General features: G+C 44.9%; 26 protein-coding genes. 25 read left to right on the plus strand and 1 reads right to left on the minus strand.

Annotated features, from left to right (window positions below):
* Nucleotides 1-208: 208 nt before the first annotated feature.
* The 11 genes from Q0785_RS19290 (at nt 209) to rsmI (ending at nt 10,935) form a co-directional block, all read left to right on the plus strand.
* A complete protein-coding gene (locus Q0785_RS19290; protein ID WP_298834129.1) occupies nt 209-1,636 on the plus strand; it encodes an aminotransferase class I/II-fold pyridoxal phosphate-dependent enzyme in 1,428 nt (475 codons plus the stop codon).
* Nucleotides 1,637-1,702: 66 nt separating this feature from the next.
* The gene (gene ppx, locus Q0785_RS19295) at nt 1,703-3,229 is read left to right on the plus strand and encodes an exopolyphosphatase (protein WP_298834133.1); all 1,527 of its coding nucleotides are present in this window, start codon (nt 1,703-1,705) and stop codon (nt 3,227-3,229) included.
* A 91-nt stretch (nt 3,230-3,320) separates the two neighbouring features.
* Nucleotides 3,321-5,432, plus strand: a complete 2,112-nt coding sequence (locus Q0785_RS19300; RefSeq protein WP_298834135.1) for an RNA degradosome polyphosphate kinase — start codon at nt 3,321-3,323, stop codon at nt 5,430-5,432.
* A 138-nt stretch (nt 5,433-5,570) separates the two neighbouring features.
* On the plus strand, nt 5,571-6,221 hold the full coding sequence (tmk, locus tag Q0785_RS19305) for a dTMP kinase (protein WP_223643302.1): 651 nt from the start codon (nt 5,571-5,573) through the stop codon (nt 6,219-6,221).
* Nucleotides 6,222-6,337: 116 nt separating this feature from the next.
* A complete protein-coding gene (locus Q0785_RS19310) occupies nt 6,338-6,667 on the plus strand; it encodes a cyclic-di-AMP receptor (protein ID WP_146559492.1) in 330 nt (109 codons plus the stop codon).
* A 125-nt stretch (nt 6,668-6,792) separates the two neighbouring features.
* Nucleotides 6,793-7,785 carry a DNA polymerase III subunit delta' gene (gene holB, locus Q0785_RS19315; RefSeq protein WP_298834145.1) on the plus strand — a complete coding sequence of 331 codons (993 nt, stop codon included), beginning with the start codon at nt 6,793-6,795 and terminating at the stop codon, nt 7,783-7,785.
* A 3-nt stretch (nt 7,786-7,788) separates the two neighbouring features.
* Nucleotides 7,789-8,601 carry a stage 0 sporulation family protein gene (locus Q0785_RS19320; protein ID WP_223643298.1) on the plus strand — a complete coding sequence of 271 codons (813 nt, stop codon included), beginning with the start codon at nt 7,789-7,791 and terminating at the stop codon, nt 8,599-8,601.
* Nucleotides 8,602-8,611: 10 nt separating this feature from the next.
* Complete coding sequence (yabA, locus tag Q0785_RS19325; RefSeq protein ID WP_223643296.1) at nt 8,612-8,971, plus strand: DNA replication initiation control protein YabA; 360 nt, start codon at nt 8,612-8,614, stop codon at nt 8,969-8,971.
* 104 nt (nt 8,972-9,075) lie between these two features.
* The gene (locus Q0785_RS19330) at nt 9,076-9,813 is read left to right on the plus strand and encodes a tRNA1(Val) (adenine(37)-N6)-methyltransferase (RefSeq protein WP_298834148.1); all 738 of its coding nucleotides are present in this window, start codon (nt 9,076-9,078) and stop codon (nt 9,811-9,813) included.
* Complete coding sequence (locus tag Q0785_RS19335; RefSeq protein WP_223643292.1) at nt 9,800-10,069, plus strand: GIY-YIG nuclease family protein; 270 nt, start codon at nt 9,800-9,802, stop codon at nt 10,067-10,069. Before Q0785_RS19330 ends, Q0785_RS19335 begins: the two co-directional genes overlap by 14 nt.
* Nucleotides 10,066-10,935, plus strand: a complete 870-nt coding sequence (gene rsmI, locus Q0785_RS19340; RefSeq protein ID WP_298834151.1) for a 16S rRNA (cytidine(1402)-2'-O)-methyltransferase — start codon at nt 10,066-10,068, stop codon at nt 10,933-10,935. The genes Q0785_RS19335 and rsmI overlap by 4 nt, the downstream gene beginning before the upstream one ends.
* Nucleotides 10,936-11,390: 455 nt before the next feature.
* Here rsmI and Q0785_RS19345 read toward each other — a convergent pair whose 3' ends face one another.
* Complete coding sequence (locus tag Q0785_RS19345) at nt 11,391-11,675, minus strand: AbrB/MazE/SpoVT family DNA-binding domain-containing protein (RefSeq protein WP_280525841.1); 285 nt, start codon at nt 11,673-11,675, stop codon at nt 11,391-11,393.
* A 329-nt stretch (nt 11,676-12,004) separates the two neighbouring features.
* On the opposite strand from Q0785_RS19345, the gene metG reads away from it, so the two are divergent.
* From metG to pth, 14 genes are all read left to right on the plus strand, one after another.
* Nucleotides 12,005-13,963: a methionine--tRNA ligase gene (gene metG, locus Q0785_RS19350; RefSeq protein WP_298834154.1), complete on the plus strand. Its 1,959-nt coding sequence runs from the start codon at nt 12,005-12,007 to the stop codon at nt 13,961-13,963.
* A gap of 201 nt (nt 13,964-14,164) precedes the next feature.
* Nucleotides 14,165-14,947, plus strand: coding sequence for a TatD family hydrolase (locus Q0785_RS19355; RefSeq protein WP_298834156.1), 783 nt, complete (start codon nt 14,165-14,167; stop codon nt 14,945-14,947).
* A gap of 71 nt (nt 14,948-15,018) precedes the next feature.
* Nucleotides 15,019-16,362 (plus strand): G5 and 3D domain-containing protein, encoded by a 1,344-nt coding sequence (locus Q0785_RS19360; protein ID WP_298834158.1) that lies wholly within the window; start codon nt 15,019-15,021, stop codon nt 16,360-16,362.
* Between the two features lie 114 nt (nt 16,363-16,476).
* The gene (gene rnmV / locus Q0785_RS19365; protein ID WP_298834159.1) at nt 16,477-17,037 is read left to right on the plus strand and encodes a ribonuclease M5; all 561 of its coding nucleotides are present in this window, start codon (nt 16,477-16,479) and stop codon (nt 17,035-17,037) included.
* Nucleotides 17,034-17,912: a 16S rRNA (adenine(1518)-N(6)/adenine(1519)-N(6))-dimethyltransferase RsmA gene (rsmA, locus tag Q0785_RS19370; protein WP_298834161.1), complete on the plus strand. Its 879-nt coding sequence runs from the start codon at nt 17,034-17,036 to the stop codon at nt 17,910-17,912. The genes rnmV and rsmA overlap by 4 nt, the downstream gene beginning before the upstream one ends.
* Before the next feature lie 163 nt (nt 17,913-18,075).
* The gene (gene veg / locus Q0785_RS19375; protein ID WP_006830753.1) at nt 18,076-18,339 is read left to right on the plus strand and encodes a biofilm formation stimulator Veg; all 264 of its coding nucleotides are present in this window, start codon (nt 18,076-18,078) and stop codon (nt 18,337-18,339) included.
* Nucleotides 18,340-18,486: 147 nt separating this feature from the next.
* A complete protein-coding gene (gene ispE / locus Q0785_RS19380) occupies nt 18,487-19,350 on the plus strand; it encodes a 4-(cytidine 5'-diphospho)-2-C-methyl-D-erythritol kinase (RefSeq protein WP_298834187.1) in 864 nt (287 codons plus the stop codon).
* A gap of 57 nt (nt 19,351-19,407) precedes the next feature.
* On the plus strand, nt 19,408-20,235 hold the full coding sequence (gene purR / locus Q0785_RS19385; RefSeq protein WP_298834190.1) for a pur operon repressor: 828 nt from the start codon (nt 19,408-19,410) through the stop codon (nt 20,233-20,235).
* Nucleotide 20,236: 1 nt separating this feature from the next.
* Nucleotides 20,237-20,614 carry a RidA family protein gene (locus tag Q0785_RS19390; protein WP_298834193.1) on the plus strand — a complete coding sequence of 126 codons (378 nt, stop codon included), beginning with the start codon at nt 20,237-20,239 and terminating at the stop codon, nt 20,612-20,614.
* A 246-nt stretch (nt 20,615-20,860) separates the two neighbouring features.
* Nucleotides 20,861-21,145: a septation regulator SpoVG gene (gene spoVG / locus Q0785_RS19395; protein ID WP_298834196.1), complete on the plus strand. Its 285-nt coding sequence runs from the start codon at nt 20,861-20,863 to the stop codon at nt 21,143-21,145.
* A 248-nt stretch (nt 21,146-21,393) separates the two neighbouring features.
* A complete protein-coding gene (glmU, locus tag Q0785_RS19400) occupies nt 21,394-22,767 on the plus strand; it encodes a bifunctional UDP-N-acetylglucosamine diphosphorylase/glucosamine-1-phosphate N-acetyltransferase GlmU (protein ID WP_298834199.1) in 1,374 nt (457 codons plus the stop codon).
* Nucleotides 22,768-22,782: 15 nt separating this feature from the next.
* Complete coding sequence (locus tag Q0785_RS19405; RefSeq protein WP_223643266.1) at nt 22,783-23,745, plus strand: ribose-phosphate diphosphokinase; 963 nt, start codon at nt 22,783-22,785, stop codon at nt 23,743-23,745.
* A 115-nt stretch (nt 23,746-23,860) separates the two neighbouring features.
* Nucleotides 23,861-24,511, plus strand: coding sequence for a 50S ribosomal protein L25/general stress protein Ctc (locus Q0785_RS19410; RefSeq protein ID WP_223643264.1), 651 nt, complete (start codon nt 23,861-23,863; stop codon nt 24,509-24,511).
* A gap of 105 nt (nt 24,512-24,616) precedes the next feature.
* Nucleotides 24,617-25,180 carry an aminoacyl-tRNA hydrolase gene (pth, locus tag Q0785_RS19415; RefSeq protein WP_298834203.1) on the plus strand — a complete coding sequence of 188 codons (564 nt, stop codon included), beginning with the start codon at nt 24,617-24,619 and terminating at the stop codon, nt 25,178-25,180.
* Nucleotides 25,181-25,185: the final 5 nt, after the last annotated feature.

The following is a 25,185-nucleotide window of genomic DNA, read 5'->3' on the forward strand; positions in this document are numbered from 1 at the left end:
GATGGTAGTTGGGGGTCTCCCCCTGTGAGAGTAAGACGTCGCTGGGCAGTTGAAAGAAGTCGTTACCGATTCCGGTAGCGGCTTTTTTGTTTGGAAAAAATCTGCAGCATGGCAGGAAAGGATTTTTTCCGCTTTCAGGTTCCTTTCCGCTTCGTTGTGCCGAACTTGTTATAATGAAGTTAATCAATCAATGTGAGGATGGAAATTTATGACGCAACGACGTCCGATTGTGGATGCATTAATACAATTTCAGAATAGACAGCCCATTTCTTTTCATGTACCTGGGCATAAGCATGGTATTTTGTCAGGATTGCCGAAAGAAATCCAATCGGCACTCCATTATGATTTGACGGAACTGACAGGTCTGGACGATCTTCATTATCCGGAAGAAGCGATTAAAGATGCACAGCTTTTATTGGCGGAGGCTTACGGCGCGAAAGAAAGTTTTCTATTGGTCAATGGTTCGACTGTAGGGAATCTGGCGATGGTTCATGCCGCTTGCAAAGAAGGGGAGACGGTCATTGTGCAGCGAAATTCCCATAAGTCGATTTTCCATGCGCTGGAACTTGCACATGTGCGCCCTGTTTACGTTTCACCGCAATGGGATGCGGAATCCATGACGGCCGCGGGCGTATCTCTCAAGGCAATAGAAGAAGCAATAGAGGCATACCCGGAAGCTAAGGCAGTGATACTGACTTATCCAAATTATTATGGCATGGCTTCCCGGGAACTTGCTGACATCATTTCTTTGTGTCATGACAATGAGATGGCGGTTTTAGTGGATGAAGCGCATGGAGCCCATTTCCAGGTAGGATCTCCGTTTCCAGTGTCGTCTTTGGCTCTGGGTGCGGATGTCGTGGTGCAGTCAGCGCATAAAACTTTGCCGGCGATGACGATGGGGTCGTTTCTCCATATCGGCAGTAGTCGCGTGAACGTGAAAAAAATCCGGAAATACTTGCAGATGTTCCAATCGAGCAGTCCGTCTTATCTGATATTGGCTTCTTTGGATGATGCACGTTCGTATCTTCAAAACTACTCCCAGCCTGATGTCCGGATGTTCATGGAAAAGCGGGAACGTTTTCTCAGCAGCCTGCGGATGATTCCTCGTTTGGCTGTGGTGGAATCCGATGATCCGCTGAAAATCATGTTGAGGGTCGACCATCATAGTGGGTATCAGCTTAAGGAGAAGCTTGAGCAAGTAGGGATTGAAGTCGAATTGGCTGATCTTTTTCAAGTGCTGCTGATCTTGCCTCTATTGAAGCAATGGCATGCGTATCCGTTTGCCGAAATCCGCAGCCGCTTGAAAGAAGCGGTAGCGATGCTTGAAGGGGAAACAAGAAAAGACATGAAGCTTCAAATAAAAAAAACATCAGAGGTGACGGTACCCGAATTGTCTTTTGAAGAAATCGATCTTTCAGATCACGAATGGATTTCTCATACCCAGGTTATTGGACGGATCGCGGCTGGGATGGTGATTCCGTATCCGCCCGGCATTCCGCTTGTGGTGGCTGGTGAAAAATGGACATTGGCTAAAGTGGAAGAGTTGATGAATTACATTGCCTCAGATACGCAAATACAAGGGGACCATCAGCTGGAGTCCAAACAGTTGCCGGTACTTCAACAGGTGACAACGTAGAATAAGTAATGCATAAAGAGGGTATACTGTAACATCATTAAATGGAACAGAATGTGGGGGATTTTCATGGATCAGGAAAAATACGCAATCATTGATATCGGTTCGAATACCATCCGGCTGGTCATCTATACACGAGATAAAAGTGGGCGTTTTACTGAAAGTGAAAACGTTAAGGCCGTAGCCCGTCTCCGGAATTACTTGAATCAGGATAATGTGATGGAACAAGACGGCATCGATATACTCGTCAAGACGTTGAAGAGTTTCCAGGAAGTCACTCGGCACCATCAACTGAAGGAGATTCAATGCGTCGCCACAGCTGCTGTACGCCAAGCAGAAAATCAGGATGATATTATGGCAGCGGTAGAAAAAGAGACGGATTTTACTATCCGGATCCTTTCAGAATTTGAAGAAGCGAATTATGGATACCTGGCAGTCGTCAATTCGACTCCATTCGCCAGCGGCATCACAGTCGATATCGGTGGGGGCAGTACAGAGCTTACGTATTTCAACGATCGTCAGCTGATTTTCTTCTATAGTTTCCCATTCGGTGCTTTATCTTTAAAACAGCAGTTTATCGAGGGAGATATACCGACCAAAGGAGAATTGCGTGAGCTGCGGTCATTTTTGAAAGAGCAATTCAATCAGCTGGAATGGCTGGCCAATAAACGCCTGCCGTTGATCGGCATTGGGGGAAGTGCGCGGAACATGGCCCAGGTTCATCAGGAGCATGTCGAATATCCGTTGTCGGGAGTCCATCAATACATGATGAGCAGAAATGATGTAGAAGAAATCAATGATTTGTTGAAATCCCTGGATTTTTCGGAGCTTCAGCGGCTTGAAGGCTTGTCGAAGGACCGCGCGGATATCATCATTCCCGCTGTGGAAGTGTTTCACTATTTGATGGAATTAATTGATACGAAGGAATTTGCACTCAGCAGAAAAGGCTTGAGAGATGGCTTTTTTTATGAAGAGACGACCAAGGATTTTGATTTAGCGGTATTTCCTAATGTCGTGGAAGAGAGTTTCCATGAACTGGCCATCGACTATGACATCAATTTGACCCACGCGTTTCATGTCACTAACAGCGCAATGCTGATTTCAAAAAAACTAGAAGAGATCGGATTACTGTCCTTGGAAGAGCTGGATACTAAACGCCTGAAACTGAGCAGCGCCCTATATAACTTAGGGAGCTATATCGATTCGGAATCGAGCCACCAGCATACCTTCTATCTATTAGGCAATCGGACGATTGATGGCCTATTGCATAAAGAGCGGATTATTGTCGCGTTGATGGCTTCATTTAAAAACAAGGAAGTGTTCAAACGGAACGTCAATCTTTATGAAGATTGGTTCAATAAAGATGAGCTGTCGAAATTCAGCCTGCTTGGAGCCGTTATTAAATTGTCGTATAGTTTAAATGCTACGAAGCGGGACATTGTCGAGAATATCGAATTGGAAGAGAAGGATGATAAACTTGTGTTTTCTGTTCAATGCCGTGAAGACTGGGAGCCGGAACAATACCAGGTGGAAAAGCAGAAAAAGCACTTGGAGAAACAGCTGAAGAAAACGATTGATTTTAATTTTTACAAATAATTTACATTGCGAAGGCTATATCCCACTTTTTAAAAAGATGGAGAATGGTACGATAAAGAGAATGGATTATAAGTAAAAGGTGGAGTCGAAATTGGAGACAGTGAAAAAGAAGAACATAGAACTCAGGGATCCTGCATATTACAATAACCGAGAATTGAGTTGGCTTGCTTTTAATGAACGTGTTCTTCAGGAAGCACTTGATAAACGAAATCCTCTGTTGGAGCGGTTTAAGTTTTTGGCGATTTTCAGCTCCAATTTGGACGAATTTTTTATGGTCCGTGTAGCAGGGTTGCAAGATCAAGTGAAAGTCGGGTTTACAAAACCCGAAAACAAAGCTGGGATGACACCGAAGCAGCAGTTGAATGAAATTGCCATGAAGACGCATCGGCTGGTGGATCTGCAACATGAGACGCTTCAGAAGAATCTATTGCCGAAGCTCCAAAAGGAAAATGTGGAATTTGTAAAGATGGCAGACTTGAGTGCGGATCAATTGGATGTTATGGAACAGCATTTTGAAGACCATATTTTTCCGGTACTGACGCCGATGGCCATCGATGCGTATCGGCCTTTTCCGATGCTGCTGAATAAAAGCATCAATTTAGCGGTGGTGCTGGAAGACCAGGAGGAAGAGGTGGAAGAAGGGCAGAAAATTGCGATTGTCCAAGTTCCGTCTGTGCTTGAACGCTTTGTCCGTCTGGAATCGAAAAAAGGCAGCCAGAAGCTGATTTTATTGGAAGACGTCATCAGCTTCTTCATTCGCAAGCTTTTCCATGGCTTCAATGTGATTTCAACATCGGTCTTTCGGATTACCCGCAATGCCGACATGACGATCCATGAAGAAGGCGCGCGTGATTTGCTGAAGGAAATCGAAGAAGAGCTCCGTAAGCGGAAGTGGGGAGCGGCTGTGCGCCTGGAAATCCAACAGCCCGGGTTTGACCCGGCTATTTTAGATTACTTGACCGAAGAGCTGGAGGTTCACAAGAAAGATGTCTATGCGATCGAAGGGTTTTTGGATCTGACGGTCTTTTTCAACTTTTATAAAAAGATGGCGCCGATTTGGGAACATTTGGTCTTTGAAGGAAAGGTATCGCAATTGCCGACCGGTATGGAGACGGGCAAGCAGATTTTCCAGAAAGTCAGTGAACAGGACGTCTTCCTCCATCATCCGTACGAATCATTTGAGCCGGTTGTCCAGTTTATTTCAGAAGCAGCGGATGATCCTGATGTGCTTGCCATCAAGCAGACGCTCTACCGGGTCAGTGGCGATTCTCCCGTGATTAAAGCATTGAAAAGAGCGGCGGAGAATGGCAAGCAAGTAACGGTGCTGGTTGAACTGAAGGCACGGTTCGATGAAGAAAACAATGTCCAATGGGCGAAAGAGCTGGAGAAGGCTGGATGCCATGTTATTTATGGGATGACCCATCTGAAGACGCATAGCAAAATCACTTTGGTGGTGCGGAAAAAAGAGGATAAGATCGAACGTTTTGTGCATTTGGGAACGGGCAATTACAATGACCAGACAGCTAAAATCTATACGGATATGAGCTTATTCACTTCGAAAAGGCAGTTTGGCATTGATGCGACCAACTTTTTCAATTACTTGAGCGGCTATACCGAAAAGCCGAAGTTCCATTACCTGTCGGTGGCGCCTTTTACCATCCGTACCGATATCATTGACCTGATCGATACCGAAATCCGTTTTCAGAAGAAGCATGGCAATGGCCGAATCGTTGCAAAGATGAACTCATTGACGGATAAAATCATTATCATGAAATTATATGAGGCATCGAATGCAGGAGTGAAGGTGGATTTGATTGTTAGAGGAATCTGTTGCCTGCGGCCAGGAATTTCAGAGGTGAGTGAAAACATCCGGGTACGGAGCATCGTCGGCAGTCTGCTGGAGCATAGCCGGGTCTATTTCTTCAACCATAACGGCAAAGGCAAGACTTTCCTGTCGTCAGCGGATATGATGACACGGAATTTGAATAACCGCATTGAAATCCTGTTTCCGGTTGTTGATGAAGCTATCAAAGAACAGGTTAAGAGCATACTGGAGCTGGGTCTTGCCGACAATGTGAAGGCCAGAGAGCAGGATGCAGATGGAGTTTACCATTACGTGCCACGGAAAAATGATGAGCTGGCAATAGACAGCCAAATGGAATTGTTTCGGCGGGCTTATCAAGTAGCAGAAGATGAGGAATAAGCAGGAGCCGTTCGTTTCCACAAGGGGAGGAACGGTTTTTTTACGGGTCACTGTAAAATATGAGCCATTTCGTGTATAGTATAAAGAGTTTGAAACAGTAGAATATGATTAATTTCATGGAATAAGGTGAGCGGTAAAATGAGTTATTTGATCAATCTGGAAGGCGGAGAAGGATCGGGCAAGTCGACGGTTCTGAAGATGCTGGCAGATGCGTTAGAGGAAAAAGGATTTTCTGTTGTCTGCACGAGAGAGCCAGGCGGCATTGATATCGCTGAACAAATCCGCGGCGTGATCCTGAACCGGGAAAATACAGCGATGGATGCACGAACAGAAGCGTTGTTGTATGCTGCAGCAAGGAGACAGCATTTGGTTGAAAAGATCATACCGGCACTCGAAGCTGGAAGCATCGTTTTATGCGATCGGTACATCGACTCCAGCTTGGCTTATCAAGGATACGCTCGAGGGCTTGGGATGGAAGAGATTTTCGCCATCAATAAATTCGCCATCGATGATTATATGCCGGACCTGACCCTTTATTTTGATGTTAACCCGAAAGTGGGATTGGCACGGATTGAAAAGGATGCAGATCGGGAAATCAACCGGTTGGATGTGGAATCAATGAAGTTCCACTATAAAGTAAGAGAAGGCTATCTCTTGCTGTTGAGCCAAAACCCAGAGCGAATTCGTTTGATCAATGCAGAGAATGAGCTGGATACCGTTTTCGCAGACGCGTTGGAAACAGCTGCACGATTCATAGAAGAACGGCAAGCAGCAGTTGATCCTTCCTAAGGTCAGCTGTTTTTTTTAGCGGTTGCTTTTTTGGCATTGAGCTGGAAAGATATGCAGCGTATATCTTTCTTCATGTTATACTTATATAGAAGAAAGATAAAAAGGAGTGAGTGCTGATGAAACTCGTAGTAGCAGTTGTACAGGACCAAGACAGTAACCGATTATCCAACGCGTTAACGAAAAATGATTTCCGGGCTACAAAGCTTGCCAGTACAGGAGGGTTTTTGCGCTCAGGGAACACGACCTTTTTAATCGGTGTAGAAGATGAACTTGTACCGAAGTTATTGGACCTGATTCGTGAAAATTGCCGATCTCGTGAACAGATGGTGGCACCTGTATCACCGATGGGGGGCAATGCTGACTCGTATATTCCCTATCCTGTTGAAGTTGAAGTGGGTGGAGCGACCATTTTTGTCCTGCCGATTGAACAGTTCCATCATTTCTAGAAAATTGGGGAACCCTGTGGATTTTCCGCGATAAATTATACGGCCGCTTGTCGGCCAGTACCATAAATAATACCCGTGCTCCAATCGGAACACGGGATTTTTTACAAAGTCTGAAGGTGAAACTTATGCAAAAAACGACGGATGAATTTTTGGAAATGCAGCCAGTAGTGATGAAGCGGCTGCAGGGTGCCTATGCGAAAGACCGGTTGGCACATGCTTACCTGTTTGAAGGCCCTGCAGGCTCGGGGAAAAAGGAAATCACTCATTTCTTCGTCAAGCTGCTGCTATGTGAATCACCCCTGGAAAATGTTCCATGTGAAACATGTCGGAGCTGTCAGCTTTATAATTCCGGCAATCATACAAATGTTTTGTTCATCGAACCGGATGGCCAAAACATTAAAATTGATCAGATCCGTGAATTGATTTTCAAGTTGAATAAAACCGGGCTGAATACAGGCCGTAAAATATACGTGATTGAGCAGGCGGACCGCATGAATAATTCTTCTGCCAATGCTTTGCTGAAGTTTTTGGAGGAGCCGGAGTTTAATGTGACGGCCATCCTGTTGACTGAGCGGCTTAATGCGCTGATGAGTACAATCCGTTCCCGCTGCCAATTGGTGTCGTTCCGACCCTTGTCACGATCGAAGCTGATGGAGAAGTTGATGGCCGATGGCATGACAGAGTCGATGGCGGCCACCGTCAGTATGCTGACGCAAAGCGAAGAAGAAGCGATTGCTTTGAGTCAGGATGAACAATTTGCCCAAGCCAGAAAAACAGTGCTGAAACTGGTGGAAGTGGCTGACAGCAATGTTCACGAGGCGCTTTTGATGCTCCAGGCTGAGTGGCTGCCATTATTTAAAGAAAAAGAAGATGCCGAAAGAGGCCTGGACATGTTATTATTTGCATATCGGGACATTGCTTCGGTAAAAGCAGGTCTTGAAACTGCACGAACATATCCAGACATGGAAGAAACTTGGAAGCAGATGGCTCTCCGGCGTTCCTTTACGGTATTGTCCAAGCAGTTGCAGGCTGTTTTACAGGCCAAACAACAATTGCCGCGCAATATGAACCGAACGCTGTTGATGGAGCAGTTAATGCTGAATCTGCAGGAGGGGTAGCAATTGTATAATGTGATAGGTGTCCGCTTTAAGAAAGCGGGTAAAATATATTATTTTGATCCTGGTGAATTAGGGATTGAAAAAGATGATTATGTCATTGTGGAAACGGCACGAGGCATAGAATACGGAAAAGTGGTCGTACCGACGAAAACCGTTGGAGAAAACGACGTGGTCCTGCCTCTAAAACAGGTGGTAAGAGTAGCTTCTGACCGCGATCGCCACCAGGTGGAAGAAAACCGTCTGGAAGCAAGCCGGGCTTTTGAACTGGGTACCGGCAAAATTGAAGAGCATCGATTGGACATGAAACTGGTTGATGTCGAATACACTTTCGACCGCAATAAAGTCATTTTTTACTTTACAGCGGAAGGTCGTGTGGATTTCCGGAACTTGGTCAAAGACTTGGCTTCCATTTTCCGTACACGCATTGAACTTCGCCAAATAGGTGTTCGTGATGAAGCCAAAATGCTCGGCGGCATCGGTCCTTGTGGCCGGATGCTCTGCTGTTCGACATTTTTGGGTGATTTTGAGCCGGTTTCGATCAAAATGGCAAAAGATCAAAACCTGTCGTTGAATCCTTCGAAAATTTCAGGTTTATGCGGCCGGTTGATGTGCTGCTTAAAATATGAGAATGACGAATATGAAACAGCGAAAAAGGAAATGCCGGATATTGGAACACGCGTAACGACGCCGGACGGTGATGGCCGCGTAGTAGGCATGAACATTTTAGAGCGGGTGTTGAAAGTTCGCTTATCTGAGCAGGAACAGACACTTGAATATACATTAGATGAGATAATGGGCCAAGGAACGAGAGCGTGAGGTGGTTTAGGTGAAGGAAAAGAATTTTTTGGACACGGTCATGGAGTTTGAACAGCAACTCCAATCCATGCAGGAACAATTCAGCGAACTAAAAGCTGTAGTGGCCCGGACAATGGAAGAACATCATGCGCTGCAATTGGAGAATCATCATTTGCGTTCGCGCTTGGATGAATTCCATCAAGCAGTGCCGGAAGTGGCAGCTGTGGATCCGGTTAAATTGAAAAAAGCCGTGATGGATATCGGCGAAGGCTACGATAATTTAGCCCGTCTGTATCATGAAGGCTACCATGTCTGCAATGTACATTTCGGCAGTTCCCGAAAAGGCGACGATTGCCTGTTCTGTTTGTCATTCCTGAATAAACAGAATTGAAAAGCGGAAGCGGCCGTAGTGCTGCCCGCTGGCAAAATGATAAAGAGAAAGGCTTCCGACACTCCGTGTGGCGGCAGCCTTTTGTTATGCTAGGAGTTGAACAGATGTTAGTGGATGACGAAAGACTTGATTATTTATTGGCGGAAGACCTGCGGATCATTCAAAGTCCATCGGTGTTTTCCTTTTCATTGGATGCGGTGCTGTTGGCCCGCTTTGCCTATGTCCCGCTGAAGCGGGGGACAATTGTAGACCTGTGCACAGGCAACGGAGCGATTCCACTGTTTTTGAGTGCCCGTACGGAGTCGCGGATCATTGGGGTAGAGCTGCAGGAACGTCTTGCACATATGGCTCGGCGCAGCGTGGAATACAACGGCCTTGAGCAGCAGATCGACATCATCGAAGGTGATGTCAAAAACATGCCGGCACAGCTGGGGTTTGAAAAATACGATGTGGTGACCTGCAACCCACCTTACTTTCCGGCGCATGAAATGAGCGACAAAAACATCAGTGAACACATGGCTATCGCGCGGCACGAGCTGCATCTGACACTTGATGAGGCGGTCCTATCGGCTAGCCAGCTGTTGAAGCAAGGCGGAAAGGCAGCATTTGTCCATCGTTCCGGCCGCTTGATCGATTTGATTGCAGCGATGCGCGCGAACCGTCTGGAACCGAAACGGATTCGTCTGGTTTATCCGAAAGCTGGAAAAGAAGCGAATACCTTATTGATTGAGGGGATCAAAGACGGGAAACCGGACTTGAAGATCCTGCCGCCATTGATTGTCTATGGTGACGATGGGGAATATACCGAAGAAGTGCGGGAGTTATTATATGGCAGCCAGTGACCATTATTTTTATGTCCTGGAATGCGCCGACGAGTCGTATTATGCGGGGTATACCAATGATCTTGAAAAGCGGCTGGCTGCACATAACGCCGGAAAAGGCGCAAAATACACACGCGCCAAAGGGCCGTCTAAGCTCATTCATCATGAATGTTATGACACGAAACCGGCAGCGATGAAAGCGGAATATGCCTTCAAGCAATTAACGAAGGCTCAAAAAATCCGTTATATTGCTGAAGGAAAGGAGAACGGCAAATGAAATCCCAAAAAAGTTTCCAGCATAAGCAAGCCACCTTGTACCTGGTGGCAACGCCCATCGGCAATCTGGAAGATATGACGATCCGCGCGTTGCGCATTTTAAAAGAAGTGGATATTATTGCTGCAGAAGACACGCGCAACACGAAAAACCTCTGCAATTATTTTGATATCCAGACTAAATTGGTCAGTTACCATGAACACAATCAGGAAAGTGGGGGCTTTAAGATTCTGTCCTACCTGGAGGAAGGCAAGTCTGTCGCTCTAGTCAGCGACGCCGGCATGCCGTGTATTTCCGATCCCGGTGAAGACATCGTCAAACGAGCAGTGGCGGAAGACTTTCCGGTTGTCCCGATTCCTGGAGCCAACGCGGCACTCAGTGCGCTGATCGCCTCTGGAATCTCACCGCAGCCGTTCCTATTTTACGGATTCCTGTCCCGCAATAAAAAAGATCGGCAGGCAGAGCTCGAACTTTTGGGGCAGAAAGAAGAAACGCTAATCTTTTACGAAGCACCTCACCGACTAAAAGAAAGCTTGAAGAGCATTCAAAAAACAGTCGGAAACGAGCGGAAAATCACCTTGGCACGGGAAGTGACGAAGAAATTCGAAGAGTTTCTGAGAGGGACGGTTGAAGAAGCTGTGCTCTGGGCTGAAGAAAATGAAATCCGCGGAGAATTTTGTCTGGTGCTGGAAGGCAATGCCGATCCGGAACCCGTCGAAAATGTAAAGTGGTGGGAGCAGTTGTCCATCGAAGAACACGTGGACCAGCTGATGGAAACCAAAAACCTGACATCCAAAGAAGCCATCAAAGAAGCTGCAATCGAACGCCAGTTGTCCAAGAGAGAAGTCTATCAGGCTTATCATACCTAGAAAAGCGTAAGCAGCCGCTAAGCTTCGACAAGCGCTGGAAGCCTTGCCGGTAATGGCGTTCTTTGCCATTGCGGGTAAGGCTGAAGCGACTCGAGAGGCTGGCTGCTGGAGCTGGACAAAAAGAAAAGCGGAAGCGCCCATGCAGCTCTGCCGGGCATAAGACAGATCGGCGAAGCGGCATGTTTTCAGCCGCACAGCTGAGTTGGCTTATGACCCAAAGAGCTGGGCGCTGGAGCTAGACAACAAAGAAAAGCGTAAGCGCCTGTTTAGAACCGACAGGCTTAAGGCAGATTGCCGAAGCGGCGTTCCTTCAGCCGCACAGGCAAGCGGACTTAAGACCCCGAGGTTCTAGGCGCTGGAGCTAGACAACAAAGAAAAGCGGAAACGCCCTAAACGAAAAACTATATCAGTAGACATTAAAAAACCAGGAAGCCTCGGCATCCTGGTTTTTTAACTTACTTCTTTAAGTTGTTTTGGATTTCTTTTACCAGCATTTCTGCGCCTTCAGAGCTCAAGATTAATTTGCCGCCAACCAATTGCATGTTGTCGTCTGATACTTCGCCTGTAACTGCACATGTCATATTCGGTAAATATTTTTTCAAAATAATTTTGTCGTCATCCACGTAAATTTCCAATGCGTCTTTTTCTGCGATTCCCAAAGTCCGTCGCAATTCAATTGGAATTACCACACGTCCTAATTCATCCACTTTCCGAACAATACCTGTCGATTTCATAATGATAGTCCTCCTTTTATTTTATCGGGTGTATTCGCCAAAATTCGACATTTACCACTTCCTGTCATAAATCATACCAACTACTGGCAATTTGGTCAATAAAAAACTATCGAAATCATAATGAAATTTTATAACTAGTGGTAATTTTCTTTGATTTTGAATAAAGAATGTCATTGGATTGACAAATTTTAAATAAAAGTAAAAAAAATCCATTTTAAATATGCTTAAATAATGTCGAATCGCTATTTAAAATCTCTTTGTCGAATTGAAAGATTGTACAAAATAGGGGACTTCGTTAAAATAAGAACTATACAAAAAAACTGGAGGAATTTTTCGTGACTGCTAAAAAAGAAACGTTTTATTTAACCACACCGATTTACTATCCAAGCGGAAAATTCCATATTGGAACGGCTTATACAACAGTTGCTTCTGATGCGATGGTCCGCTATAAGCGTTTGCGTGGATTTGATGTCCGGTTTTTGACTGGAATGGATGAACATGGCCAAAAAATTGAAGAAAAAGCGAAAGAAGCCGGGAAAGCACCACAGGAATTTGTGGATGATATGGCTGCGGCAGCTAAACAAGTATGGTCAACAATGGATATTACTTACGACGACTTCATCCGTACCACGGAGAAGCGCCATAAAGAAGGTGTTGAACGGATTTTCAAAACGTTCCTCGACAATGGCGATATCTATAAAGGTGAATATGAAGGCTGGTATTGCACGCCTTGTGAATCATTCTTTACGGAAAACCAATTGGATGACGGCAATTGCCCGGATTGCGGACGTCCAGTTCATAAAGTAAAAGAAGAATCGTATTTCTTCAATATGAAAAAATATGCAAGCCGCCTGTTGGAGTATTACGAAAATAATGTAGAGTTTATTGAGCCTGAGTCGCGTAAAAATGAAATGATCAATAATTTCATCAAACCCGGATTAGAGGACCTGTCGGTTTCACGGACTTCTTTTGACTGGGGAATTCCGGTTCCTGGAGATCCGAAGCATGTCATCTATGTATGGGTCGATGCCTTGTCGAATTACATTACTTCACTTGGGTACGGTTCAAATGATGACAGCTTGTTCAATAAATACTGGCCAGCGGATGTCCATGTAGTCGGCAAAGACATCGTCCGTTTCCACACCATCTACTGGCCGATTTTCCTGATGGCTTTGGATCTGCCATTGCCGAAGAAAGTTTTTGCCCACGGCTTCATCATGATGAAAGATGGCAAAATGTCGAAATCAAAAGGCAATGTTGTTTATCCGGAAATGCTGGTTGAGCGATACGGATTGGACGCAACCCGTTATTTCCTGTTACGTGAATTGCCATTTGGATCTGATGGCGTCTTTTCACCGGAATCATTTGTCGAACGCACCAATTTTGATTTGGCCAATGATCTCGGAAACTTATTGAATCGTACAGTCTCAATGATCAATAAATACTTCGACGGCGCAGTTCCGCAAATCAATGGATTGCAGACTGCATTCGACGGTCCGCTTCAGCGGGTAGCTGCCCAGACAGTGGAAGTCTATGAGCAGCATATGGAGAGAATGCAATTCAGCATTGTCTTAAGCGAAGTATGGGCATTGATTTCAAGAACCAATAAATATATCGACGAAACACAGCCATGGGTACTGGCGAAAGATGAAGCTGAGAAAGAGCAATTGGCTTCTGTCATGGCCCATTTGGCGGAAAGTCTTCGTATGGCTGCGGTTATGCTGCAACCATTTCTGCCGAACGCTCCAAAACAGATTGTTGAACAGCTAGGTCTCTCAGAAGACTTTCTTGCTTGGGATACATTGCAGGGCTTCGGTAAAATTCCGGCAGGCATCCAAGTAGTGTCAAAAGGGACGCCGATCTTTCCACGCCTCGAAGTAGAGCCGGAAGTAGCATATATCCGCGATCAAATGCGCGGCACTGCAGCTCCGGCTGTAGAAGAGCCCGCAGTCGTGGAAGTTCCGGATGTGCCGGAAATTGCGATTGAAGACTTTTCGAAAGTGGATTTGCGGGTAGCGACAGTGACAGAATGTGAAGCAGTACCGAAAACCTCAAAACTGTTGAAACTGCAGTTGGATATGGGCTACGAAAAGCGCCAGGTGGTATCTGGAATTGCGGAACATTACAAACCGGCGGAACTGGTCGGCAAAAAAGTGGTCGTAGTAGCAAACCTGAAACCCGTGAAATTGCGGGGCGAGCTTTCTCAGGGAATGATTCTGGCCGGCGAAAAAGACGGTTACCTAACATTGGCATCAGTCGCCGAAAAGCTTCCAAACGGCTCAAAAATAAAATAAGACTACTGGAAAAGACCTGTTTTGACCCACTTTCATTAGTGGGTCTTTTTTTGTTTCAGTGGGTTTTATGGCCCAATATTACAGAAAAAAGAATGGTTTTGACGCCGAATTAACATGTTTTGTTACCCAATTGTAATGTTGCTGTGAAGAATGATACAGGTAGAACCATTAGAATAAAGCTTAATGTGAGGAGAATGATTGATGTTTATCGATACCCATGTACATTTAAATGCAGACCAATATGATGAGGACCTGACACAAGTCATTGAGCGCGCACGAGAAAACCATGTGGAGAAAATGGTAGTCATCGGCTTCGACCGAAAAACGATCGAACGGGCCATCGAATTGGCCGAAACCTATGAATTCATCTTCGCAGTAGTTGGTTGGCATCCAGTTGATGCAATCGATTGTACTGAAGAAGACTTGAAGTGGATTGAAGAGCTGGCAGCTCACCCGAAGGTAGTGGGAATCGGGGAAACCGGATTGGATTACTATTGGGACAAATCATCGAAAGAGGTACAGCAGGAAGTTTTCCGCAAGCAGATCCGATTGGCTAAAAAAGTAAAGCTGCCAATCATCATCCATAACCGTGAAGCTACAGAAGACGTACTGAAAATCCTCAAGGAAGAAAACGCGAAAGAAATAGGCGGTGTCATGCATTGCTTCAGTGGCAGTGTAGAGACAGCCCGTGAAAGTATAGAAATGAACTTCATGATTTCTCTTGGAGGACCGGTAACATTCAAAAATGCCAAAAAACCGAAAGAAGTTGCTGAGTTGATTTCACTTGATCACCTGATGATCGAAACGGATGCCCCATACTTAGCCCCACATCCTCATCGTGGGAAGCGAAATGAACCATCCTATGTTCCATTGGTTGCGGAAGAGATTGCGCGGCTGAAAGGAATTTCGGTGGAAGAAGTAGCAGAAGCGACCACACGGAACGCTGAAAAGTTTTACAAGCTTTCTCAAATAAAGGGAAATTAAGAAATTCGTATTGATTGACAGTTCAAACATGAGACCATATAATCACCCAGGTGAAGAAGGAGGAGATATTTTTGTCAAATGAAGCAAATAATACCAAATCATCAAAATTATTCAAAGGTAAATCATTGGCGGTCACAATCGCAACCGTATTGTTGTTCGCGGCGGTTTTAACTTTTGCTATATATGAAGGTACAAAAAATACAGTATCTGTAACAGCTAATGGTGAGCAGGAAGAAGTAAGAACGCATGCAGAAACGGTTGGGGCGTTTTTGGAGGAGCAGGAAATCGAAGCAGGGGAGCATGATTTTCTGAGCCATTCCAAAGAAACAGTGATCGATAAAGATCTGGCTCTTGAATGGGATGCAGCAGAGCAATATAACGTAACAGTTGACGGAGAAGCAACTTCTGCCTGGACAACTGAAAATACAGTAGCAGAGATTTTAGCTAAAGCGGATATCGAGCTTACAAAATATGATAAAGTATCACCTGCGCTAGAGGAACAAGTGGACGAAGAGACAACGATTTCAGTTGAGAAAGCCTACGAAGTTACGATCCAGGATGGTCTTAAAGAAAAGAAAGTATGGTCTACTTCAACTACGGTCGCTGACTTTTTAAAACAGCACAAAGTTTCTGTGGGCAAACTTGATAGAGTGGAAAGCGAAATGGATGAATTGGTCCTTCCAAATTCAAAAGTTAAAGTGGTCCGCGTTGAAAAGGTCACCGATGTAGTTGAGGATTCTGTGAAATATGCAGTAGAGACAAAAAAAGACGATTCCTTACTTAAAGGCAATGAAAAAGTCGTTCAAAAAGGTTCAAATGGCGTAGTCAAGAAAACCTACGAAGTCATCAAAGAAAATGGCAAAGAAGTAAAACGAGATCTTAAAAATGAAAAAGTCGTAAAAGAACCAACAAAACAAGTAACGGCAGTCGGTACGAAAACAGTTGTAGCAAGTGTTTCACGTGGAGCTCAAGCGAAAGCTGCACCCGTAGCTGCCCAGGAAGAAAAGAAGGCAGCACCCCAAAAGGAACAAGCGATAGTCAAAACAGCTTCATCTGAAAAAGCGGCAACACCAGCGAAAGTTGCACCTGCAAAAGCAGCGCCAGCAGAAGCAGAACCGACTGGCGGCAAAGAGTTCTATGTGTCAGCAACAGCTTATACAGCAAGTTGCACAGGCTGTTCAGGAATTACTGCTACAGGCATCAATTTGCATACCAATCCAGGTCTTAAAGTAATTGCGGTAGACCCTAGTGTTATTCCGTTAGGTTCTAAAGTATGGGTTGAAGGATACGGTAATGCGATTGCTGGAGATACTGGCGGAGCAATCAAAGGAAACAAAATTGATTTGTTCATGGCCAATAAATCCGATGCTTTGTCGTTTGGGCGCAAACAAGTAAAAGTTAGAATCCTTAACTAGTTCTAGAGTAAGTTCTATTGAAGGCTTTCCCGGGATATTTCCTGGGAAAGCTTTTTACATGTCTACCCATAAGCGTGTAGAATAAACAAGAAGCTTGAAAAGAGGAACGGATATATGAAGATAAATGAAATTATCGTGGTTGAAGGAAAAGACGATACAGTAGCGATTAAACGTGCAGTCAACGCGGATACTATAGAAACGAACGGTTCAGCAATTACAGCAGAGACGCTTCAGCGGATCGCTCATGCGCAACAGAAACGGGGCATCATTGTTTTTACAGATCCCGATTATCCTGGGCGGCGTATCCGTGCTATTATTGAAGAACATGTGCCTCAGGCTAAACATGCATTTTTGCCCAAAGAAAAAACCATTGCAAAAAACGGCAAAGGGTTAGGCATTGAACATGCCCGTGACCAAGATATCCGTGAAGCCTTGCAGGCGGTCTACACGCCGCTGCAGGAAGAGCGCCCGATAGAGATCACAATAGAAGATTTGATCGACGCAGGGCTCGTTGCCCATCCAAAAGCCAAACAGCGTCGAATACAAATCGGCAACGATCTGCAGATCGGCTATACCAATGGCAAGCAGCTTCAAAAGCGGCTTCATATGTTCGGTATATCCAAAGACCAGTTCATCAAAGCGGTGCAAGCGTTAACTCAGGAGGAAAAACAATGACCAAAGATATTGCCACGCCTATTCGGACGCAACAGATTATGGCGAAATACAATTTAAAAGTGAAAAAGAGCCTCGGACAGAACTTTTTGATAGATCCCAATATTTTACGTAAAATTGTCGGCCAAGCAAAATTGACTAAAAAATCTGCCGCCATTGAAATCGGACCAGGAATCGGTGCGTTGACAGAACATCTAGCAAGAGAAGCTGGAAAAGTACTGGCTTTTGAAATCGACCAGCGCCTATTGCCGGTGCTTGATGATACGCTTTCTCCATACGATAATATTTCCATTGTCCATGCTGATATCCTGAAAACCGATGTCCAGGCAGCCATCGACAATGAATTGGCCGATTACGACGATATCGTGGTTGTAGCGAATCTGCCCTATTACGTCACAACGCCCATCATCTTAAAGCTTTTGCTGGAAAAACTGCCGATTCGCGGCATGGTCGTTATGCTGCAAAAAGAGGTGGCTGAACGCATTACAGCTAAACCTGGTACAAAGGCTTATGGATCACTATCTATTGCCATACAGTACTATACACAGGCTGAAATGGCATTGACTGTTCCTAAATCGGTCTTCCTGCCACAGCCGAATGTCGATTCTGCTGTTATTCTCATGACCAAACGGGAAGTTCCTGAAGTGGAAGTGATTGATGAAGACTTCTTCTTTAGCGTTACGAGAGGGTCATTTGTTCAGCGGAGAAAAACTATTTTGAACAACCTTCAAGTTGCGATGCCTTTAGGAAAAGAGAAAAAAGAGCTGATTTTGAAAGCTCTGGCAGAAGCTGAAATTGATCCAACGCGGCGTGGAGAGACTTTGACGATTAAAGAATTTGGTCTGTTGGCTGATAAATTATACGCTTATTTCCAGTAAAATCGGCATTCTGTTACAATTTCGGCACAACTTATTTCGACCTAAAGATATTTCGGATAAATAAATATTGACAGCAGCTAATAGTCGCTGATAAAATTATAAATTTGCTTGACTATTCCATCATATTATGGTAGAATTTTGTCTATAGTGAGGTGTAGACAAAATGCCCAAAACTTTGGCGGATATTAAAAAGTCGTTAGACCTACATTTAGGAAAACGATTGCTTTTGAAGGCAAACGGAGGTCGCAAGAAAACGGTTGAACGTGCCGGAATCCTGCGCGAAACGTATCACTCCGTGTTCGTGATTGAGCTAGATCAAGAAGAGCATGCATTTGAACGCGTGTCTTACAGCTACGCAGACATCTTAACTGAAGCAGTAGAAATTACTGTGTACGAAGGAACTGAAGATGCACTTGTTGTGAAATAATTGAATTATATTTATATGTTACTTCAAAACTTGCTCCTGCTTATTCAAGCGGAAGGCGAGTTTTTTTGTTTCTGCCGGCACATTCCTTTCCATTGTCCCGCGGTATGTTAAAATAGTCTTCATCAGAATATAAAAGGAGGCAGTGGGATGCTCTACGTAAAAGCGCCTGCCAAGATCAACTTAACATTAGATGTTTTACATAAACGTCCAGATAACTACCATGAAATAGAAATGATTATGACAACGGTGGATTTATCGGACCGTATTGGGCTGATGGGGACAGCTAAAGGCATACATATCCAGTCTGCTGACCGCTTCGTGCCGAGTGATTCCCGCAACCTTGCCTATCAGGCGGCGCAATTGATCAAAGACACCTTCAATATCAAGACCGGTGTCATCATCTCGCTCGACAAAAAAATTCCGGTTGCTGCAGGTCTGGCCGGGGGCAGCAGCGATGCTGCAGCTACTTTGAAAGGCTTGAACAAACTTTGGCAATTGAACCTTTCACTTGATGAACTGGCTGAGCTGGGCGCCAAAATCGGTTCCGATGTTTCCTTTTGCGTTTATGGCGGAACAGCATTAGCGAAAGGGCGTGGAGAAATCATCCAGGAATTGCCCACTCCGCCAAATTGCTGGGTCATTCTAGCGAAGCCGACTTTAGGAGTTTCTACAGCTGATGTCTACGGGGCATTCGATGTTCAGACAGCTCAACATCCGAATACGGAAGAAATGATCCAAGCGCTCAACGATGGCGACTATGAAGCCATGTGTGCCAATCTGGGCAACGCTCTCGAAAGCGTGACGCTGAAATTGTATCCGGAAGTGGAACAGATTAAAGAACAGATGAAGAAATTTGGAGCAGATGCGGTATTGATGAGCGGCAGTGGACCGACAGTTTTCGGGTTGGTGCATCAGGAAGCGCGCATTCCGCGCATCTATAACGGCCTGCGTGGTTTTTGTTCAGAAGTTTACGCTGTGAGGTTGATCGGTGAACGGGAGCTACTTGCTTAAATACGGACATTTATGGTAAGTTTTCTATAAATCATTCGTGTTTAGGAGAGGGTAGTTTTGAAGTGGAAGCGCAGTGAACGGCTTGTCGATATGACGCATTTTTTATTGGAACATCCGCATAAATTGATTCCGCTGACTTATTTTTCGGATCTGTACCAATCCGCTAAGTCATCCATCAGTGAAGACTTAGGGATTGTCAAAGAAACGTTCGAAGAAAAAGGAATTGGTTTGCTGATGACAGTTCCAGGAGCTGCGGGTGGCGTTAAATACATACCCAAGCTTCAAGCTCATGAAATAAAAGCCATCATGGCAGACTTGATGGAAGAGTTAAGCCATTCTGACCGGCTGTTGCCGGGAGGTTATTTGTACATGACCGATGTGCTTGGCAATCCGGAAATGATGAATCGTGTCGGTAAAGTATTTGCTACGGCATTCGCCAAGGAAAAAATTGATGTGATCATGACGGTAGCAACAAAAGGCATCCCGATTGCCCATGCCATCGCCCGTCATTTGAATGTTCCGGTGGTCATCGTTCGAAGAGACAGTAAAGTTACAGAAGGTTCTACAGTCAGCATCAATTATGTATCTGGATCTTCACGCCGCATCCAGACGATGGTATTGTCGAAACGCAGCATGAAGAGCGGACAACGCGTACTCATCACAGACGACTTCATGAAAGTCGGCGGGACGATGAATGGCATGAAGAACCTGCTGGAAGAATTCGAGTGTACATTGGCGGGGGTCGCGGTACTGGTAGAAGCTGAACATTCAGATGAGCGGCTTGTCGAAAAATACCTGTCCCTTGTCAAATTGCATGAAGTCAGCGAGAAAGAACGCACGATTGCATTAGAAGAAGGAAATTACTTTGAAAATGGAGGAGTTTAATATGAATTACGTAGCGACAGACAAAGCGGCAGCAGCGATCGGCCCTTATTCACAAGGCGTGGTGTCAGGAGGAATCCTCTACAGTTCAGGTCAAATTCCATTGACTGCTTCAGGAGAATTGGTTGAAGGCACCATTTCCGATCAGACACATCAAGTATTTTCGAATCTGAAAGCGGTGCTGGCAGAGGCCGGTTCTTCTCTTGGGGAAGTCATCAAGACAACAGTCTTCATTAAAGATATGAACGATTTCGCAGAATTAAACGAGATTTACGCGGCTTATTTCGGAGACCATAAACCGGCGCGTTCGACCGTTGAAGTGGCACGTTTGCCAAAAGACGTAAAAGTGGAAATCGAAGTCATTGCAAAAGTGAACAAGTAAAACCTATATAAGGTGAAGAGAAGCAGTCAGACTCAATTTATTGAGTCTGACTGCTTCTTTTTATGGAAGAGAAGAATCCCGGGTAGAGAGCAAAGAAGGACATTTTTTTCAAAGTAGATGGTTTTTTTAGTTTATTAAGCAAATTTTCAAATTAGTTTTGTAATTTATGAAGGAGATTAGTCCTTTATAGCGAATACCCATAATTAGGGTTTAAAAATAGCAGCTGAGAGAAGGGGGGATGAGAGAATGGAAGTAACAGATGTGAGACTACGACGTGTACAAACCGATGGCCGAATGAGAGCGATCGCTTCCATCACGCTGGATAACGAATTCGTCATCCATGACATTCGAGTAATTGATGGGAACGAAGGGTTGTTTGTTGCAATGCCAAGTAAAAGAACACCTGATGGAGAGTTTCGGGACATTGCACACCCAATCAATTCAAGTGCGCGAACAAAGCTTCAACAAGCTGTCTTAACTGCATATGAGCAAAGTGAAAGCGAATCGGTCTTGGAAAATGCCGGCGTTTAATGGAGCTGAATCGAGGGGCCTTGTATAGTAAATGGGCTCTTTTTTTATTTGACTCTTTTTGTCATGTTATTGTCATGCCTTGAAACCTTGAAAAATCAGGGTTTTTCCGCTATAGTCAATAAGGAAAAGCTAAATTTTCAGTTGATATAGCCAGGATAAAACTGGATTTATCAACTGATACAATAAATAAATGAATAGATAGGACCGGTAAAAGGAATCTTATCAGATCAGGAGCGGAGGGGTAAGGAATGGCGAATACATATGCAGTAATTTTAGCAGCCGGTCAGGGCACTCGTATGAAGTCGAAATTGTATAAAGTGCTTCATCCAGTCTGCGGCATGCCGATGGTTGAGCATGTAACAGGCAATGTCGAGCAGCTCGGCGTTGAAAAAATCGTAACTGTCGTCGGCCATGGTGCTGAAAAAGTTCAGCAGCAACTGGGTGACAAAAGTGAATATGCACTGCAGGCGGAACAACTTGGGACCGCTCATGCAGTCCAACAGACAGCCTCATTGATTGAAGGTCTGGAAGGAACAACTTTAGTCGTTTGTGGAGACACTCCATTGATCCGACCGGAAACGATGCAGGCATTACTGGATCAGCATGCTGAAACACAGGCAAAGGCGACCATCCTGACAGCGATAGCTGATAATCCGACAGGGTACGGACGGATTCTTCGCAACAGCGCTGGCATCGTCGAGAAGATTGTCGAGCAAAAAGACGCTTCTCCGGAAGAGCAGCAAGTGAAAGAAATCAATACAGGCACTTATTGCTTTGATAATGAAGCCTTGTTTGAAGCGTTAAAACTGGTTTCCAACGATAATGTCCAAGGCGAATATTATTTGCCTGACGTCATCGAGATCCTTCAAAAACAAGGTGAAATCGTTGCTGCTTATGCTACAGACAGCTTTGATGAGACATTGGGCGTAAATGACCGTGTTGCATTGAGTCAGGCTGAAGGCATCATGCGCAAACGGATTGCTGAAAAGCACATGAGAGCCGGTGTTTCGATCATCGATCCGGCTACTGCCTATATCAGTGCACAAGCTGAAATAGGAGCGGATACGATTATCCATCCGAATGTCACGATTGAAGGCCATACAAAAATCGGGGAAGACTGCGTCATTTCTTCAAACAGTCAAATCGTCAACAGCGTAATCGGCGACCGTACGGCAATCCGCAGCTCAGAAATCCATGACAGCAGCATTGGGACAGATACTGCTGTTGGGCCATTTGCACACATCCGTCCACAAACCGTTTTGGGCAATGATGTGAAAATCGGCAACTTTGTCGAAGTGAAAAAATCAGAAGTCGGAAACGACAGCAAAGTTTCTCACTTAAGCTATATTGGCGATGCCCATGTCGGGACAGGCGTCAATATCGGCTGTGGCACCATTACAGTAAATTACGATGGCAAAAATAAATTTCAGACCATCATTGAAGACGATACGTTCATCGGCTGCAACTCAAATCTGATTGCGCCGGTCACTGTAGGAAAAGGTTCTTATGTGGCTGCTGGTTCTACCATTTCAAAAGATGTACCCGTGGATTCATTGGCGATTGCTCGCGCGCGCCAGGAAAATAAAGAAGGCTATGCAAACAAATTGAACGGTAAAAAATAGGAGGGTTCACACCTAATGGGCTATCAAAATGCAAACTCGAAATTGAAAATCTTTTCATTGAATTCGAACCAGGAGCTGGCTGAAGAAATTTCGAAACACGCAGGCATTCCACTTGGAAAAAGTTCAGTTACACATTTCAGCGATGGGGAAATCCAGATTAATATAGAAGAAAGTATTCGCGGTTATGATGTATTCATCGTGCAATCAACTTCTCAGCCAGTCAACGAGAACTTGATGGAGCTATTGATCATGATCGATGCCGTTAAACGTGCTTCTGCCCGGACCGTCAATGTCGTAATTCCATATTATGGTTATGCTCGGCAAGACCGTAAAGCCCGTTCGCGTGAGCCGATTACAGCGAAATTAGTAGCGAACTTATTGGAAACTGCAGGAGCTACACGCGTAATCGTTCTTGATCTGCATGCTCCTCAAATCCAAGGATTCTTTGATATTTTGATTGACCATTTGGTGGCTGTACCATTGCTTTCCGATTACTTCCTGAATGAAAGCGGCGTCGACCTTGAAAATGTCATTATTGTTTCACCGGATCACGGTGGAGTGACACGTGCACGTAAAATGGCAGACCGCTTAAAAGCACCTATTGCAATCATCGATAAACGCCGCCCGCGTCCGAATGTCTCGGAAGTCATGAACATCGTCGGAAATGTAGAAGGCAAAACAGCCATCATCATCGATGATATCATTGACACAGCTGGAACGATTTCAATCGCTGCGAGTGCTTTAATCGAAAGCGGCGCGAAAGAAGTTTATGCCTGCTGTACACACCCGGTGCTATCCGGCCCTGCTGTACAACGCATCAATGATTCGGTCATCAAGGAATTGATCATCACCAATTCGATTGCATTGCCTGAAGAAAAGAAATCTCCTAAGATCAAACAGCTGTCCGTAGCACGTTTATTGGCCGAAACAATTGTGCGTGTTCATGAGCAAAAGTCCGTCAGCACGCTCTTTGACTGATCGGCAATAATAACTTTCCATGCTCTAGGTTTCATTAATACAAGAAATGGGTATATACTAGTCATGTACCTATCGTGAATTATGTACTTTTTAATATAACTGGAGGCTGAAAGTAATGACTGTAAAAATGACCGCACAAAAAAGAGAAAGCAGCAACAAGAATTCTGCGTTGACTGAAATTCGTTCGAAAGGCAATGTACCAGGCGTAGTTTACGGTTTTAAAACTGAAACGACACCGGTAACTGTATCTGAAATTGATTTGATTAAAACTTTGCGTGAATCTGGACGTAACGGCGTAATCAGCCTTGAAATCGATGGCACAACTACAAATGTTGTATTGAGCGATTATCAAATGGACGCTTTAAAAGGCAGCTTCAAGCATGTTGACTTTTTAGCGATCAATATGTCAGATGAGCTAGAAGTGGCAGTAACTGTTCACTTGACTGGCGAATCAGTAGGCGAAAAAGAAGGCGGCTTTATCACACAGCCTAACCGTGAAGTGAATGTTCGCGTAAAACCTTCTGATATTCCGGATGCTTTGGAAGTAGATACTACTGAACTTGCAATCGGCGAGACAATCACAGTTGGCGATATCCGCGGAACTGTATCTTACGAAATCTTGGATGAAGACGACTTTATCCTTGTTTCGGCAACAGCTCCTCGTACACAGGAAGAATTGGACGAGCTTGAAACTGTATCTGACGAAGATGCAGAACCAGAAGTGGTTGGCAGCGACGATTCTGAAGAGGAAAACAAAGAAGCATAAATACGAACAGGAAATAAGGGGCTGTCGAGAGACAGTCCCTATTTTTTTGTTTCAAGATCACTTATGGTAAAATAGAAGGCAGTGAAAAAGCAAAGGAAGATGGGTATGAAACTGATTATCGGCTTGGGGAATCCAGGCAAAGCATATGAAGACACGCGCCACAATATCGGCTTTAAAGTGGTGGATTATTTGGCGGGCCAATGGAACGCACCGTTGACACAGTCCAAATTCAAAGGCATGTATTCCATCAGCCATCGTCCCGAAGGCAAAGTGATGCTGTTGAAGCCGTTGACTTATATGAATTTGTCGGGCGAGAGTGTCAGTGCGCTGATGGACTATTATAGCATCGACCTGAAAGATATCATTGTAATTTACGATGACCTTGATTTGCCGGCCGGCCAACTGCGGTTGCGCCAAAAAGGCAGTGCAGGCGGCCACAATGGCATCAAGTCGCTGATTCAACATCTGGGAACGCAGGAATTCAACCGGTTGCGCATTGGCATCAGCCGTCCACCGGCAGGCATGAAGGTGCCGGACTATGTGCTGCAGCGATTCTCGAAAGAAGAGCGTCCGGAAGTGGAAGATGCCATCAAAAAAAGCGCAGCAGCCTGTGAAAGCTGGCTGTCCAAACCTTATCTCGAAGTAATGAATCAATTTAATGGAGCATAACCGCT

This window comes from uncultured Planococcus sp. (assembly GCF_947501725.1).
Lineage (GTDB): Bacteria > Bacillota > Bacilli > Bacillales_A > Planococcaceae > Planococcus > Planococcus donghaensis_C.